The sequence below is a fragment of the Actinobacillus ureae ATCC 25976 genome, from assembly GCF_000188255.1.
GTDB classification, from domain to species: domain Bacteria; phylum Pseudomonadota; class Gammaproteobacteria; order Enterobacterales; family Pasteurellaceae; genus Actinobacillus; species Actinobacillus ureae.
Genome location: NZ_GL831081.1, coordinates 621,874 through 637,451 on the forward strand (window position 1 = coordinate 621,874; position 15,578 = coordinate 637,451).

At 42.1% G+C, this 15,578-nt stretch carries 14 protein-coding genes and 1 pseudogene; 3 read left to right on the forward strand and 12 right to left on the reverse strand.

The window, feature by feature from the left end:
• The first annotated feature begins 158 nt into the window (after positions 1-158).
• Positions 159-2,432 carry a bifunctional glutamate--cysteine ligase GshA/glutathione synthetase GshB gene (gene gshAB / locus HMPREF0027_RS10900; RefSeq protein WP_005625227.1) on the forward strand — a complete coding sequence of 758 codons (2,274 nt, stop codon included), beginning with the start codon at positions 159-161 and terminating at the stop codon, positions 2,430-2,432.
• 89 nt (positions 2,433-2,521) lie between these two features.
• Here the strand turns inward: gshAB and HMPREF0027_RS10905 are convergent, their stop codons facing one another.
• Positions 2,522-3,142 (reverse strand): MerR family transcriptional regulator, encoded by a 621-nt coding sequence (locus HMPREF0027_RS10905; RefSeq protein ID WP_044024528.1) that lies wholly within the window; start codon positions 3,140-3,142, stop codon positions 2,522-2,524.
• Positions 3,143-3,341: 199 nt separating this feature from the next.
• Here HMPREF0027_RS10905 and HMPREF0027_RS10910 point away from each other — a divergent pair, with 199 nt between their 5' ends.
• Complete coding sequence (locus tag HMPREF0027_RS10910) at positions 3,342-4,544, forward strand: aromatic amino acid transporter (protein WP_005625231.1); 1,203 nt, start codon at positions 3,342-3,344, stop codon at positions 4,542-4,544.
• Positions 4,545-4,684: 140 nt separating this feature from the next.
• Here HMPREF0027_RS10910 and HMPREF0027_RS10915 read toward each other — a convergent pair.
• From HMPREF0027_RS10915 to napF, 11 genes and pseudogenes are all read right to left on the reverse strand, one after another.
• A pseudogene (locus HMPREF0027_RS10915) lies at positions 4,685-4,978 on the reverse strand (YfcZ/YiiS family protein).
• A gap of 19 nt (positions 4,979-4,997) precedes the next feature.
• Positions 4,998-6,137: an NADH-dependent flavin oxidoreductase gene (locus HMPREF0027_RS10920; RefSeq protein ID WP_005625238.1), complete on the reverse strand. Its 1,140-nt coding sequence runs from the start codon at positions 6,135-6,137 to the stop codon at positions 4,998-5,000.
• 103 nt (positions 6,138-6,240) lie between these two features.
• A complete protein-coding gene (locus tag HMPREF0027_RS10925) occupies positions 6,241-7,011 on the reverse strand; it encodes a biotin--[acetyl-CoA-carboxylase] ligase (protein WP_005625240.1) in 771 nt (256 codons plus the stop codon).
• 8 nt (positions 7,012-7,019) lie between these two features.
• Positions 7,020-8,072: a UDP-N-acetylmuramate dehydrogenase gene (murB, locus tag HMPREF0027_RS10930; protein WP_276324253.1), complete on the reverse strand. Its 1,053-nt coding sequence runs from the start codon at positions 8,070-8,072 to the stop codon at positions 7,020-7,022.
• A gap of 87 nt (positions 8,073-8,159) precedes the next feature.
• Positions 8,160-8,774 carry a cytochrome c3 family protein gene (locus tag HMPREF0027_RS10935; RefSeq protein ID WP_005625245.1) on the reverse strand — a complete coding sequence of 205 codons (615 nt, stop codon included), beginning with the start codon at positions 8,772-8,774 and terminating at the stop codon, positions 8,160-8,162.
• An 11-nt stretch (positions 8,775-8,785) separates the two neighbouring features.
• The gene (locus HMPREF0027_RS10940) at positions 8,786-9,211 is read right to left on the reverse strand and encodes a nitrate reductase cytochrome c-type subunit (protein WP_005625247.1); all 426 of its coding nucleotides are present in this window, start codon (positions 9,209-9,211) and stop codon (positions 8,786-8,788) included.
• 226 nt (positions 9,212-9,437) lie between these two features.
• Positions 9,438-10,334 (reverse strand): quinol dehydrogenase ferredoxin subunit NapH, encoded by an 897-nt coding sequence (gene napH, locus HMPREF0027_RS10945; protein WP_005625249.1) that lies wholly within the window; start codon positions 10,332-10,334, stop codon positions 9,438-9,440.
• Entirely contained in the window at positions 10,334-11,239 is a 906-nt protein-coding gene (napG, locus tag HMPREF0027_RS10950) for a ferredoxin-type protein NapG (protein ID WP_005625250.1), read from the reverse strand. The genes napH and napG overlap by 1 nt, the downstream gene beginning before the upstream one ends.
• A gap of 118 nt (positions 11,240-11,357) precedes the next feature.
• Positions 11,358-13,859: a nitrate reductase catalytic subunit NapA gene (gene napA, locus HMPREF0027_RS10955; protein ID WP_005625251.1), complete on the reverse strand. Its 2,502-nt coding sequence runs from the start codon at positions 13,857-13,859 to the stop codon at positions 11,358-11,360.
• A gap of 71 nt (positions 13,860-13,930) precedes the next feature.
• Positions 13,931-14,191, reverse strand: a complete 261-nt coding sequence (locus tag HMPREF0027_RS10960) for a chaperone NapD (RefSeq protein ID WP_005625252.1) — start codon at positions 14,189-14,191, stop codon at positions 13,931-13,933.
• A complete protein-coding gene (gene napF / locus HMPREF0027_RS10965) occupies positions 14,184-14,717 on the reverse strand; it encodes a ferredoxin-type protein NapF (protein WP_005625253.1) in 534 nt (177 codons plus the stop codon). The genes HMPREF0027_RS10960 and napF overlap by 8 nt, the downstream gene beginning before the upstream one ends.
• Positions 14,718-14,916: 199 nt before the next feature.
• Between napF and HMPREF0027_RS10970 the strand changes: the two genes are divergently transcribed.
• Positions 14,917-15,492: an NAD(P)H-dependent oxidoreductase gene (locus HMPREF0027_RS10970; protein ID WP_005625255.1), complete on the forward strand. Its 576-nt coding sequence runs from the start codon at positions 14,917-14,919 to the stop codon at positions 15,490-15,492.
• Positions 15,493-15,578: the final 86 nt, after the last annotated feature.

Consider the following 15,578-nt stretch of genomic DNA (forward strand, 5'->3'; position numbering starts at 1 on the left):
TTTAGTCCAACCTTTGGGGGGCAGATCATTATAAAAATCGTGCTTTTTTATAACCAAATAATCTACTATCTTATCAATCGGCTATAAAACCAATTAAAAAAGTATGTTATTTTAAGAGCAAAACTTCGTCTAACGCATTTGTCGCGAAAGGGAAAGCTATGAAATTACAACAACTAATTAAAACTCATCAACTTGGTTTACTGTTCCAACAAGGCAAATTTGGCATTGAGAAAGAAAGCCAACGCATTGATAATAAAGGGAATATTGTTCCAACTGCTCATCCTAGCGTTTTTGGTAACCGCAGTTATCATCCATATATTCAAACCGATTTTGCAGAAAGCCAACTTGAGCTAATCACACCGCCAAACGATAAATTGGAAGACACATATCGTTGGCTATCGGCTATTCACGAGGTAACGTTACGCTCGTTGCCTGACGATGAATATATTTTCCCATTCAGTATGCCTGCCGGTTTACCGCCGGAATCCGAGATCAAAGAAGCACAATTAGATAACGAATGGGACGTGAAATATCGTGAACACCTTTCTGCCATTTATGGCAAATACAAGCAAATGGTGAGCGGTATCCACTACAATTTCCAAATTTCTGACGAGTTTGTCGAGAGCGCATTTGCATTACAAACGGAATACAGCGATAAAATTGCGTTCCGCAATGCATTATATATGAAATTAGCCAATAACTTTTTACGTTATCAATGGATTCTGGTCTATTTGCTGGCTGCAACACCAACCGTAGAGGCGCAATATTTTGGCGAAAATCGACCGCTTGCAGAAGGACAATTAGTACGTAGTTTACGTTCTAGTCCGTATGGCTATGTCAATGCGCCTCATGTAGTGATCAATCACGATAGCTTGCAAGAATATGTCGAATCGCTAGAACATTTTGTGGCAAGCGGTGATTTATTAGCGGAAAAAGAATTCTATTCAAACGTACGTTTACGTGGGGCAAAAAAAGTACGTGAATTGCTTGAGAAAGGGGTTAAATATGCTGAATTCCGTTTATTTGATCTCAACCCGTTCTCGCCTTACGGTATCGAGCTCGCCGATGCCAAATTTATTCATCTATTCTTACTCGCTATGCTATGGATAGATGAAACAAGCGGTCAAAAAGAAGTCGAGCTTGGTAAACAAAAACTATACCAAGTTGCGCTTGAAGATCCTCGTGCGCACACTGCGTTCCAAGCAGAGGGTGAAGCTATCCTTAACCTAATGCTGGCAATGTTAGAAGATCTTTCGGCACCACAAAGCGAGAAAGATTTATTACAACAAAAACTAGCTCAATTTGTTGATCCGAGCCAAACGGTAAACGGTCGTTTATTAGCAGCAATTGAACAAACTGGCAGCTATAAAGCACTCGGAGCAAAACTTGCTCAACAATATAAAGCGCAAGCGTTCGAGCGTTTTTATGCGATTTCCGCTTTCGATAATATGGAGCTTTCTACACAGGCTTTATTATTTGATGCGATCCAACAAGGCTTACAGATCGAATTGCTGGATGAAAACGATCAGTTCCTCGCACTTAAATTCGGTGATCATCTCGAATATGTGAAAAACGGCAATATGACCAGTCACGATCAGTACATTTCTCCATTAATTATGGAAAATAAAGTCGTGACCAAAAAAGTGTTAGCAAAAGCCGGTTTTAATGTGCCGAAAAGTGTTGAATTTATCTCTGTAGAACAAGCGGTGGCGCACTATCCGTTATTTGAAGGTAAAGCGGTGGTGATTAAGCCGAAATCGACCAATTACGGTTTGGGCATTACGATTTTCCAACAAGGCGTGACGGATAAAGCCGATTTTGCCAAAGCGATTGAAATTGCCTTCCGTGAAGATAAAGAAGTGATGGTGGAAGACTATTTAGTCGGTACCGAATATCGTTTCTTTGTGCTAGGCGATGAAACTCTAGCGGTATTGTTGCGTGTGCCGGCGAATGTAAAAGGTGATGGCATACATACGGTGCGTGAATTGGTGGAAGCGAAAAACAGCGATTCGCTACGAGGTGATGGCTCTCGTTCACCATTGAAAAAAATCGCCCTCGGTGACATTGAATTGCTTCAGCTTAAAGAGCAAGGTTTAACACCTGATTCGATTCCGGCTGAAGGACAAATCGTACAATTACGTGCCAACTCTAATATCAGTACCGGTGGCGATTCAATTGACATGACCGATCAAATGCACGATAGCTATAAACAATTAGCGGTCGGTATCGCCAAAGCGATGGGGGCAAAAGTATGTGGCGTGGATTTAATCATTCCGGGTTTAACCAAAGCCGCCGAGCCGTCTCTGCGTTCATGGGGTGTGATTGAAGCGAACTTTAATCCGATGATGATGATGCATATTTTCCCTTACCAAGGAAAATCTCGCCGCTTAACCAAAGCCGTGTTAAAAATGCTGTTCCCTGAACTGCCTTAATCAAAACAAGCGGTCAAATTTGCAAAATTTTCTGCAAATTTGACCGCTTGTAATATAATTAATATCGCACAAATAGTGAAAAGTAAGAGTTAATACTTCACCAATTGCGAATTTAAGATATATGGCTTTAATAGCAATAAAATATTGAAAAAGTGTTTCAAACGCTCTTCTTGACCCTCTTCTTGCATCAAGATTTCCCCGCCGATTGCCATTTCTTGACGAGCTAAATTTTTCGCCACTTCCGCATAACTTTCTAATAATTGAAATTCCTGCGCATCACATTGGCTGAGAATAGCCAACATATCACGATCTTTAGCACTAAAATCGCCATGGGTCGGGTTAATTAACCCCATTTCTACAAATTCATTTAGTTCGACTTCAGTAATACCGAACTCCGCACAGATCTCACTCACTAATAAACGTTCACCTTCCGTACCGTTTAAAATATCTAACGATCCCATTAAGCTTTTATAAGGATTATTCAGATCAAAATCCGGCTGAGCAAAAACCGTTTTAATCTGTGAAATGGTTGCATTAAAGTTTGCTTGAAGATATTTGATAAATTCAATTAATTGGATATTACTTTCATCATATAAGTGAAAGTTTGGCTTATCTTTCAAAGGTTCTGGTAACAATCCCTCTTTAATGTAATAAAGAATGGTTGATTTAGGCGTGTTAGTTACTTTAGAAAGATCGTTCATCTTCAACATAATAAGTTCCTTTGGATCCAATTTTGGATCTGTTTTAGACAATCTATTCAAAAGCGTAAAGTTTTAGTATTCACTATTTAGCGGAAAATAGCGTTTTACCATGATAAAAATACTCTTTTTCTCTATAAGACTATTTTTTAATAAGTTAGTTTATGGCAGAATACTATTACTTTAATGTACTACTTCAATAGGATATTTTATGAAAAAACAGCCAACACTTTTTGGTGGCGCTTGTATCATCGCAGGTGTCTGCGTAGGAGCAGGTATGCTTGGACTCCCAACTTCCGGTGCGGGAGCCTGGACAATGTGGTCTATTCTTGCACTGGCTTTCACCATGATTGTGATGACATTTTCCGGCTGGTTATTACTTGATGTCTATAAAAACTACGATCTACGAGCTTCATTCAATACCGTTACCAAAGACTTATTAGGTAATAAAATTAATGCGTTAAATAACCTTGCGGTCTATTTTGTCGGCGGGATTTTACTTTACGCTTACACGACCGCTTCCGGTGGAATTTTAGAGAACCTAACCAAGTCAGCGATTGATTTCGGTGAATTCGGATCTCGTATCTGGTCTGCGCTATTCGTGCTGATTTTCTCGTTCTTTGTATGGCACTCTACTCGTTTAGTTGATCGCATTTCTGTGTTATTAATTATTTTTATGGCATTGTCGTTTACATTCAGTATCTCGGGCTTAGTCAGCAATATTGATAGCAATATCTTATTCGATCAGCAAAACGATAGCGGTAAATACGCCAAATATGCGTTAGCGATGTTACCGGTTGCATTAACCTCTTTCGGTTACCATCATTCTGTCTCTTCAATGCGCGCTTATTACGGTGAAGTGAAGAAAGCGAAATATGCAATTGCCGGCGGTACACTGATTGCTTTAGTGCTTTATTTACTTTGGGTAATCAGCATTTTCGGCAATTTACCACGCGCGCAATTTGCGCCGGTTATCGCAAGTAACGGTGATTTAGACGTATTATTAAATACGATTGGTGAAGTAGTGCAATCACCATATGTGAAACAAGCGATTAATGCGTTTTCTATGGCGGCAATTCTGTCTTCTTTTATCGGAGTTGGACTAGGTACATTTGATTTCTTGGCAGATTTCTTTAAATTTGATAATAGTAAATCTGGCAGAACAAAAGCATGGGCGGTGACTTTCTTACCACCATTAGTTTTCTCGTTACTTTCGCCACTCGGTTTCTTAAAAGCGATTGGTTATGCAGGTGCGGTAGCAACCCTTTGGACTTGTATGATTCCAGCGTTATTAGTCTATAAAGCGAAAAAAGGTAATCTGTTTATGATTGGACTGGTATTCTTATTCGGTGTTTGTACCGCGGTGTTCCATTTCCTTTCAATGTACGAAATGTTACCAATGTTTAAAAGCTAAACGATTTATTTCTAACCACGGAATACACTGATTACACAGAAAATCGCTATTAGGGCTAAATATATTACGTACAATCTGTGTTTTCTGTGGTTAAATCATAAACCAAAAAATAAGGGACAACATTTGTTGCCCCTTTATTTTTATCTAACCGCCATTTGGAATAATACTACTTCTGCCTGACAACTAAATTCAATCTGCATTTGCATTAAAAAACCGTCTTCAACTTGGCTAATATTATGTTGAATAACACAAGCTTCGGTTTCCACCGATTTTGCTTTTTCTGTGAAAAATTCAACCGCTTGCTACGCTTGTTCTTCACTATCATACAGCGCTTCAAAGGCAATTTGGTGGTCGCTATTATCCAACATTGAATCGCCTTTCACCTTACACATATTATGTGCTTCCGCCGCTTTTTGTTGCATGGTTTTATGCATAAAGATTTCCTATCGCTATTTATCTATCTAACGGTTGCCATTCTTGACCTTTTACCGGTGGTAACCAAGCACCGCCCTGAACACATAGATCCCATAAAATACCGTGGATACCATATTGATCCGCTTTATTCGGATCAAGTTCCGTTACGATTTCCGTTTCACGCCCCTGTTTAATTAATGTGGCAATTGTCGGGTTAATCATCACAGTTTTACCTAATGCGATAAATTCCGCCCAACCGGTATTAAATGCTTGTGCGATTTGTTCCGCACTGAATAAGTTACCTACACCGATAAGCGGTAATTTACCTGCAATACGTTCGTGAATTAATTGCATACGGCTGATATTCACATCTGCACCACGACGAGCCTGTTTGTAGAAATCCCATAATGAGATATGTAAATATTGCAACGGTTTTGCGATTATCGCATCAACTAATGCGAAAGTGTCTTCCATGGTTAAGCCTAACTCTTCCGGTTCTTCCGGCGAGAAGCGATAACCGATAATGAAATCCGATTTTGCCGCTTTTTGTTTTTCGGCAACTACTGCATCCACCACCGCTAATGGGAAACGCATACGTTTTTCACGTGAGCCGCCCCATTCGTCTTCACGGCGGTTAGAGTGGCCAGAATAGAACTGCTGAATTAAGTAATTATTCACCCCGTGGATTTCCACCCCGTCAAAACCGGCTTCAATCGCTAATGCGGTTGCATTGGCAAATGCCGTAATTAATGACTCGATTTCCGCTACCGTCGCCGCACGTGTACCGGTTTCTTCATCCGCACTTGCTGAGATTTTATCTTTACCGTTCAGTAATTCGGTTAAAGCAAGTTTACCGCCGTGATGAATTTGTAAAATTGCTTTCGCACCTTGTGCTTTAATCAGATCGGCGGTTTGTTTCAAACTCGGTAATTGGGCGATATGAATTGCTTCCGGCTGACCGTGGAACGCTTTACCGCCGTCTTGCACCAGCGTAGCGGCTAAAATAAACATACCGATATCGCCAGCACGGTTTTCAATAAAGTTATGTTCGTTTTGACCTAAAGTACCATCCGGATTTGAACCAAAATGGGTCATAGGTGCCACCACTAAACGATTTTTAATTTCAACGCCGTTATTTAATTTATAGCTTTCAAATAATGGAGAAAATGTTGGATTCATATTGCTTTCCTCTTCGTAAAAGCACAAATTATAAATCAGGAAAAGACAAGTGGTCCGATTCTTGCAAAACTTTACAAAAAATTGACCGCTTGTCTAAAGATTATTAAGTTTCGTCAGAGCGCAATGACATTTCACCAATGCCGAATGGGGTAATCCCCCCCTTTTGTTCCAGCAGTAACTCACCGTTTTGATTGATACCACGTGAAATACCGTGAATTTCACTGCCTTCCGTGACCAGCTTTACCGCTTGATCACGAAAAATATCAAATACTTGCCAACGCTCGGCATAATGTTCAAAGCCAACAAGCGGGTAAATTTTGAGATTTTTTTGCAATTCATAAGCGAGGCGACACACCAGTGCATTGCGATCAAATTGATAGTCGGATAAATCAGCCCATGCTTGGGTCACGATATTTTCGTCAACTTGAGTCATCCCTAAATTTAGACCGATACCGATTACTAAATGAATACCGCTGCGATCCGCTTTGGTTTCAATCAGAATCCCGCCCATTTTTTTTCCGCAAAAATAAATATCATTCGGCCATTTGATTTGGATATTTTCAACCTGTTGCGCTTGCAAACTTTCGGCAATAATCAGCGAAATGACCAAACTCAGAGAGGAAATATGCGCAGCGTCTTCGGTTGGGTAATGCCACAAAATCGAAAAATAGACATTTTCACTTTGTGGCGAATACCAAGTACGCCCACGTCTGCCTCTGCCAGCAGTTTGTTGCTCGGCTAAACAAACCGAGCCTTGCGGTAAGCTTTGATAATGTTTAATCAGATATTCGTTGGTCGAATCAATTTCATCAAACACCACCGCTTGCCCGCACAATAACGCCGTTTGGATCTGAGATTGGTTTAATTTGCTCATTACTTTGGTTATCTCGTGACTTCTTCGCTATTCACTTCGCCATTTTTACCCATAAAACGTACTTCCGGATGCAGCTCGACCCCAAACTTTTCACGCACTCGGCTACGCACTTCTTTGGCTAACGCCACTACATCTGAGCCGATTGCCGCTTGCTTATTAATCAGTACCAACGCTTGTTTTTCATGTACTGCCGCACCGCCTACTTGGAAGCCTTTCAACTCACATTGATCAATTAACCAGCCTGCCGCTAATTTTATTGTGCCGTCTGTTTGTGGATAGTTTGGAATATTCGGGTAAGCGGTCTGAATTTGCGCAAATTTTGCAGCCTCAATGACTGGGTTCTTGAAGAAACTACCAGCATTACCAAACTCGTCCGGATTCGGTAATTTTGCCGAACGAACCGCACACACTTCGTCAAACACTTGTTGAGGCGTTACACGTTGCGGATCAAATTGAGTTAATGAACCGTAACTTAATACCGGCTGCCATGCTTTTGCCAATTTGATTCCGACCGAGAGAATCGCAAATTCATCTTTGTACTGGTGTTTAAACACACTTTCACGATAACCGAATTGGCACTCTTGTTTGGTTAAACGGAAAATGTCGCCGGTGCGTAAATTCAGCACTTCGACAAAATCACACGCACGTTCAAATTCCACCCCGTAAGCACCGATATTTTGAATTGGAGTAGAACCGGCGACCCCTGGAATGAGCGCTAAGTTCTCGAGGCCGGCAATATTGTTTGCCAAGGTCCATTTCACCAGTTCATGCCAATTTTCACCGCCTTGCACATGCAAATAATGGAATTGTTCATCTTCGTGATGTTCGATACCTTTTAATTTATTGATGAATACGCAACCGTCAAAATCATCTAAGAAAATCACATTTGAGCCCTGCCCTAAAATCAGTACCGGTTGATGATTGTTTACGGCGGTCTGCCATTCGTTAAGTAATTGTTCGGCACTGCTGAATTCAACGATTTTGCTTGCATTTGCCGGTAAATGGAAAGTATGGAAAGGAGTTAAACTGTGTTTCATAAAGGATTGTTCCGTAACAAAAATTGCACAAAGTATAGCATAATTCGCAAAAAAATCCCCAAGTACACCGTACTCGGGGATCGTAAAATCGAATAAAAATCCGACCGCTTATTATTTGCCTTCCGCTGGTTGTTCTTTTTTCAACATATCTTCAGGAATGAAGCTCTTTTGAATTTTTTCCATATGTGGAAGGTTGTGTGCAATACCTTTATGACAGTCGATACAGGTTTTGCCCTGATCTTGTGCCATTGCGTGCATTTTTTGCGCCACAGTTTTCTGTTGAGTAAAGTCCATATCTTCAAAGTTATGGCAGTTACGGCACTCTTGCGAATCGTTAGCTTTCATACGCGCCCACTCACGCTCTGCCATTTCTAAACGATGTGCTTCGAATTTTTCTTTGGTATTCACTTTACCGGTAAAGTGTGCATACACTTCTTTTGAAGCGATGATTTTACGTTTCCACTTATCAAGGAATTCGTGTGGCACGTGACAATCTGAACAGATAGCTTTCACACCGCTACGGTTTGAGTAGTGAGCCGAAGCACGATATTCAGGTACTACGTCATTCATATGACAGTCTGAACAAAATTGTTCGGTATTGGTATGTTCTAAACCTTGGTTAAAACCGCCCCACGCTAAAATACCGCCAATCGCAGAAATGATAATGAGTGTACCGGCAGCCATTTTGCTCGGCGTACGGAACCAGTTCCAAAATTTCTTAATCATCACCTTTCTCCTTATTTACTTTGTGTCTGACGAATCGTGTCAAATTTATTTTGAATAATCGGATTTACGTCCGTTTGTTGCACGTGGCACTGTAGGCAGAAGTAACGACGTGGTGAAGTTCCTTCCGTCGGTTTACCGTCACGATCCATAAAGTGGCTTGCCGGCACACGTGTCGCACCGGTTGTCGGCGCAACTTCAGGGCTGTGACAACCTAAGCATTGGTTGGTATTTTTCGTTACTTGTAAACCACGAATACTATGTGGAACAAGCGGCGGTTGGTGAGGGAAAGTCACAGGAATGTTGCCTGCATCTTTCTGTGCATTGGTATAAGCAGGGGCAACACTTTCCACTGTGCTATCAATACTTTTTGCCACTTGCGTTTCCGCCACGGCAAAACCCGCCAATGCGGTCAATAAGAGGGTGAGATATTTTCTCATGTTAAATCACTCCGTTTTAAAAATTAAAAATTGGTCTATACCTTCCCCTCGCCCGTTTACGGGAGAGGGTGGAGAAAATCTGTAGGATTTTCGGAGGGAGAGGGCTTTTGCAAAATAGGATAAAATTTAAACTGCTTCCCCTTCTATACTAGAAATTGCCTAACGCAATTTCTGCCTATCTTTCTCCTGTAAACGGACGAAAGGAATGTCCCTTTACTGGGCTTTATTAAACATTTTTCACTTCAATACTGCCTTGAAAACGTGTACCGAATGCAAAGACCTTCTCTGCACATACATCAATACAACGTCCGCAGCTAATACAATCTTTCGAAAGCACAACGGTGCTGTCTTCCGGTTTACCGTGTAGCGGAACTCTCAATACTTGAGGCTCCGGACATACGTTGTAACAATCCATACAGCGGTCACAACGGTTACGATCCACTACATTTACTTTCACGACACTTTTTGCACCAATCAATGCATAAGTTGCCCCAATTGGGCAGAGGTGGCCACACCAGCCATGTTCGGCAACCAGCAAGTCGAACAGGAAAATCACTGCGACTAGCCAGAGCGTTGCTCCTAAGCCATAAACAAAAACACGTCCAAGAGCAGCGACGGGGTTAATCCATTCCCACAGCAGCGAGCCTGTGAAAGCACTGCCGACTAAAATCACACCTAGAATCACATAACGTAATTCGCGGGAGATTTTTAGCGATTGACGAATGCCGAATTTGCGTCTGAACCACGCAGCGGAATCGGTCACTATATTCATTGGGCAAACCCAACTGCAAAATGCTTTGCTTGCTACCACCGCATAAAACAGCACGATGATGAATGCACCGATAAGCGTAGTCATTTCAGGCAAATAACCTGTGGCTAAACTTTCTGCGGTAATCAGCGGATCAGTCAACGGCACTGTGTCGAATAACATACTCGAGCTATAATTGCCTTTTAAGATCCAGACATTCCACATCGGCCCGCTCAAAAACATCAAAATGATGCTCACTTGGCTGAGCCGTCTTAAAATCAGGAAGCGATAAGCTCGCCACCATCCCAATTTTTGCCGAGCTTCTAAGCCCGCATCTTTGGGTTTATTTGGGGTATATTTTGGAGCAACTGCCACTATTTCACCCCCTTAATGTTTAAGTCTAAATTTGGGAAATGTTCCGCTTCTGGCACAGTGGTTGAACTTGGCACATAATCCATAGAAGCACGGCTTGGTGTTGCCACTTTCTGATTTGGCTTCACTTGCATTGGTTTATAGCTTGCTTCACTCATCCCCTCTGGCATTCTTGCCTCAAACTGCGGACGCAATCCATCAGGGTGCTGTTCCTCAATTAGAGCTTTACCTGCATTCTGTTTCTCTTTCCAACCTAAGCGATAATGGCGACCGAGCAAGCCTTTGGCTAAATCCATTGGAAGTACTTTAATCGCCGCCTCTTCCAACACACATGCTTGTTCACATTTACCGCAGCCTGTGCAAGCATCAGAATGCACGGTTGGAATCAGTTTGGCGTGAATGCCTGTGCGATCGTTACGGACATTCTCAAGCGTAATCGCCTTGTCAATCAGCGGACAAACTCGGTAGCACACATCGCAACGCAATCCTTGCCAGTTGAGGCAGGTTTCGTGGTCAAGTAACACAGCCAAGCCCATACGGGCATCGTTGATATTTTTAAGCTCTTCGCTTAATGCACCACTTGGACAAGCATTCATACAAGGAATATCGGGACACATTTCGCAAGGCTTATCGCGTGCCACAAAATACGGCGTTCCTGCTTCCATCGGAGCAATCAGCGAAGCTAAGTGCAACATATCGTAAGGACACGCCTGCACACACTGCCCACAACGGGTACAAGCGGCTAAGAATTCGTTTTCTGGTAACGCCCCAGGTGGACGCAGAGCCACGCCTTCTTTCGCCTTAGCTTGCTGTTGTTGCAATCCAAGAATAACGCCTGCTCCACATACCCCCGCCGCAGTTCGTGTCACATTTTTCAAAAATTGACGGCGGTTTGGATCTAGTTTCATAGCGTTTCCTTTGTTTGTAAGGTGTGTGGAATGAAATTCCACGCACGCAAGCGGTTAAATTTTCAATAAATTTTGCAAAGCGTGCGTGAATTTTTCAAATTCACACACCCTCCATTTTTTATGCTTTAACCACTTTCACCGCACATTTTTTGTAATCGGTTTCGCCTGAAATAGGGTCGGTTGCATCTAAAGTTAATTTATTTGCTAACTGACCTGCATCGAAGAAGGTGGTGAAAATCAAACCTTCTGGGCATTTGTTACGACCGCGGGTGTCTAAGTGTGAAATCATTTCACCGCGACGGGTAATCAATTTCACTTTATCACCGTGGCGTAAACCACGTTTTTTCGCATCTGCTGGGTGCATCCAAACAAGGTTGTTCGGGAATGCACGGTGCAATTCAGGTACGCGACGAGTCATTGTGCCTGTGTGCCAGTGTTCTAACACACGACCTGTACAGAGCCATAAATCGTACTCTTCGTCTGGGCTTTCCGCAGGGCCCTCATACGGCACACCTAAGATAATCGCTTTTTTGTCTGGGTATCCATAGAATGCTACGTCTTCGCCCGCTTTCACATACGGGTCGAAGCCTTCACGATAACGCCATAAGGTCTCTTTAAATTCGCCTGTTTTTTCATCTTTCACCACTGGCCAGCGTAAACCGCGCACTTGGTGATAAGTGTCGAATGAGGCTAAGTCGTGACCGTGACCGCGACCGAATGAAGCATATTCTTCAAACAAGCCTTTTTGTAAGTAGTAACCGAAGTGATCCGCTTCATCATTGAGATAACCAGGAATATCGGTTGGCACGTTGAATTTGTTTACTTCGCCATTTTCGTAAAGCACTTCATAAAGTGTTTTGCCACGATATTCAGGCATTTGTGCTAATAATTCTTCGCCCCATACTTCGTCAGTTTTGAAGTATTTAGAGAATTCCACGATTTGCCATAAGTCTGAACGAGATTCGCCTGGGCCTTTGACTTGTTGACGCCATAACTGTGTACGACGCTCTGCATTACCATAACCACCCTCTTTTTCTACCCACATACAGGTTGGCAGGATTAAGTCTGCTGCCACTGCTGAAACTGATGGGTAAGGGTCTGAAACCACGATGAAGTTTTCAGGATTACGCCAGCCTGGGAAGATCTCATCGTTAATATTCGGCCCGCCTTGCATATTGTTGGTACACATCTGCCATAGGAAATTCATTTTGCCATCTTTTAATGCACGGCTTTGTTGTACTGCTGGATAGCCTGGCACAGTTGGAATCGTGCCTTTTGGTAATTTCCATTTTTTCTCAGCAATTTCAACGTGTTTAGGGTTGGTGACCACCATATCCGCTGGTAAACGGTGTACGAAAGTCCCTACTTCACGAGCCGTACCACAAGCCGATGGCTGACCTGTTAGAGAGAACGGTCCACAACCTGGTTTTGAGATTTTACCTGTCAATAAATGCACGTTATACATCATTTGGTTTACCCACACACCGCGAGTGTGTTGGTTAAAGCCCATCGTCCAGTAAGAAACAATATTTTTCTCCGGATCTGCATACATTTTTGCAAGTGTTTCAAGCTGATCTTTCGGTACGCCAGACATTTCGTGTGCTTTTTCAAGCGTGTAAGGAGCAACGATTTTCTTAAATTCTTCAAAGTCAGAATCGTACATTTTGCCCGCGGTTTTCACGTTTTTCGCTGCTTTTTGAAGCGGATGTTCTGGGCGTAAGCCGTAACCGATGTCGGTTTCACCACGTTTAAACTTGGTATGTTTATTGACGAAATCCCAGTTTACTTTATCATTTTGAATAATATAGTTTGCGATATAGTTTAGGATCGCTAAGTCTGAATGTGGTTTAAAGATAATTGGCGTGTCAGCCAATTCGAACGAACGGTGTTCGAAAGTAGACATGACTACCACACGGACATTGTCACTAGATAAACGACGATCAGAAATACGGCTCCATAAAATAGGGTGCATTTCCGCCATATTAGAGCCCCAAAGCACAAAAGCATCTGTTTTTTCGATGTCGTTATAGCAACCCATTGGTTCATCCATACCGAAGGTACGCATAAACGCTACCGCTGCCGATGCCATACAGTGACGGGCATTCGGGTCGATAGTGTTAGAACGCAAACCTGCTTTCCACAGTTTGACTTTCGCATAGCCTTCAAAAATCGTGGTTTGACCCGAAGAGAACATACCGACAGAATTCGGCTCTTTTTTCTTCAAGATGTCTTTCACTTTTTCCGCCATCACAGTGAAAGCCTGATCCCAAGTCACAGGCGTGAAGTCGCCTTCTTTATGGAATTTACCCTCTTTCATACGTAATAAAGGCGTTTGCACACGGTCTGCACCGTACATAATTTTGGAAAGGAAATAGCCTTTGATACAGTTTAACCCGCGGTTTACTTCTGCATCTGGGTCACCTTGAGTCGCAACCACACGACCATCTTTGGTTCCTACCAATACGCTACAACCTGTTCCGCAGAAACGACAAGGTGCTTTATCCCATTTAATACCGTCATCGGCAGCATAAACATTTTTGACAGGAATCGTCATTCCTGCCGCAGCAGCCGCAGCGATTGCCGCGTTTGCTTTCATAAAATCTCTACGATTGAGTTCCATAATTAATGTCCCACATTTATGATCAAATTAAAAAAATCTGTCCCCCTCTTTATCAGAGAGGGGGAGTCTATTTACTTTTCATCAAGGTAATTTGAAATAAGTGATACTACGATAACACCATTAATATCTTTAACTTGTTCAATTAAATCGGCAAGCGCAAGCTGTCTGTCACTTTCTAGCGTGACTACTAATTTACCTTCTTCGGCTTTCTCACCATGAATCTCTGCATAAGGAATCGTTAAGATATCCGCTTTCACCTGCTCAAGTTTGGCTGGCTTCGCTTGTACCACAAGACTGCAGACATACCAGTTCTGGCTTTCTAAATTACTCATTATTTTCCTTATTAATTCTAATTGCTTTGGTCGGACAAACACTCAAACAAGCACCACAACCATTACAAGCGGTCAAATCTAGCACTAAATTTGCAATTCCGCCCAATGCCGGACGAAAACGAATGGCTCGGCTTTCACAACTATCACCGCAAGAGCGACACTCAACACGTTGTTTTAGCAAGCAACTGTCTTGTACTTCCACTTTATGCGTCCAAGGTTGTTCCGTTATCGCTAAGAAAACATCCGCCTCACAACTTTTCACACAAGCTTGGCAAAAAGTACATTCGCCACGGTTAAAATCTATTTCCGGATAACCGCTAGCACCTTTGATGATAATTTGAGTTTCGCAAGCAGATATGCAGTTATTACAAGCGGTGCATTTTTGATAAAAATCTGCAAGATTTGTCCAAGGCGGGCGAATCGCATTATGTCCTTGTTGCTTTACCTGCTCCGTTTGTAACGCATTCAAAAAATGGCCACGTAAAAAACTACGCCGAGGTAATGATTGTTGGCTAAAATCGGACAAAGCATCCCCACTACAAGTCTAATTAAATGGTCGGCATTATCCGATTTTTACTGGTCTGCTTTTATTACTCGAAGGAGGTATTTGCTGAGGAACAACAGGAAAGATTGATAATTGTCAAAGAATAATTAGAGGAAGTTTTGTACGTAAAGCAAGATTTTAGCGATAATTAGGAACCGTTATTATCTAGCCGAGAAATACGATGAACCATCTGATTATTTATGCACATCCGAATTCACAAAGTTTTAACCACGCGCTTCTTTCGCAAGCCGTTCAAGCAAGCCAAGGCCACCAAGTTATCGTACGGGATTTATATCAATTAAATTTTGATCCGAACTTAGCTTGGCAAGAATTTCAATCTAGTCTCACCGGCCAGTACCCGACAGAAATCCAAATCGAACACCGATATTGGCAACAAGCCGATGTCATTACCTTAATTTACCCGCTGTGGTGGATGGGCTTTCCAGCAATCTTAAAAGGTTACTTAGACCGAGTGTTAAGTTATGGATTCGCTTATCAAAATGGTGAAATTGAAAGCATCGGTTTATTGAAAGGTAAAAAAATGCAGCAATTCGTTACCTTAGGTAATCCGAATGAAAAGTATCAACAAAAGGGTTTTTTACAAGCTTTCGAACATACCATGGGCAACGGGCTGTTTAACTTTTGCGGTATCGAACAAGTAAAAATGCACTACTTTGGTTGTATAGGACTAAAAGAGACCGATTATGCTGCCATATTACAAGAAGTAACGGCCAAATGCCGTGAAATTTTAAGTTAAACCAATAAATATCGTACATAACAAGCGGTCAAAATTGCTCGATTTTTTGCAAATTTCGGATCAAAAAAGCTATCCTGTGATCTGCC

Bases quoted from the DNA above. Each gene is read 5' to 3' on its own strand.
- HMPREF0027_RS10910 (WP_005625231.1), top strand. From the start codon at position 3,342: ATGAAAAAACAGCCAACACTTTTTGGTGGCGCTTGTATCATCGCAGGT.
- HMPREF0027_RS10940 (WP_005625247.1), bottom strand. From the start codon at position 9,211: ATGAGAAAATATCTCACCCTCTTATTGACCGCATTGGCGGGTTTTGCC.
- gshAB (WP_005625227.1), top strand. From the start codon at position 159: ATGAAATTACAACAACTAATTAAAACTCATCAACTTGGTTTACTGTTC.
- HMPREF0027_RS10920 (WP_005625238.1), bottom strand. From the start codon at position 6,137: ATGAATCCAACATTTTCTCCATTATTTGAAAGCTATAAATTAAATAAC.
- HMPREF0027_RS10970 (WP_005625255.1), top strand. From the start codon at position 14,917: ATGAACCATCTGATTATTTATGCACATCCGAATTCACAAAGTTTTAAC.
- napA (WP_005625251.1), bottom strand. From the start codon at position 13,859: ATGGAACTCAATCGTAGAGATTTTATGAAAGCAAACGCGGCAATCGCT.
- napG (WP_005625250.1), bottom strand. From the start codon at position 11,239: ATGAAACTAGATCCAAACCGCCGTCAATTTTTGAAAAATGTGACACGA.
- HMPREF0027_RS10960 (WP_005625252.1), bottom strand. From the start codon at position 14,191: ATGAGTAATTTAGAAAGCCAGAACTGGTATGTCTGCAGTCTTGTGGTA.
- HMPREF0027_RS10905 (WP_044024528.1), bottom strand. From the start codon at position 3,142: ATGTTGAAGATGAACGATCTTTCTAAAGTAACTAACACGCCTAAATCA.
- HMPREF0027_RS10935 (WP_005625245.1), bottom strand. From the start codon at position 8,774: ATGATTAAGAAATTTTGGAACTGGTTCCGTACGCCGAGCAAAATGGCT.
- HMPREF0027_RS10925 (WP_005625240.1), bottom strand. From the start codon at position 7,011: ATGAGCAAATTAAACCAATCTCAGATCCAAACGGCGTTATTGTGCGGG.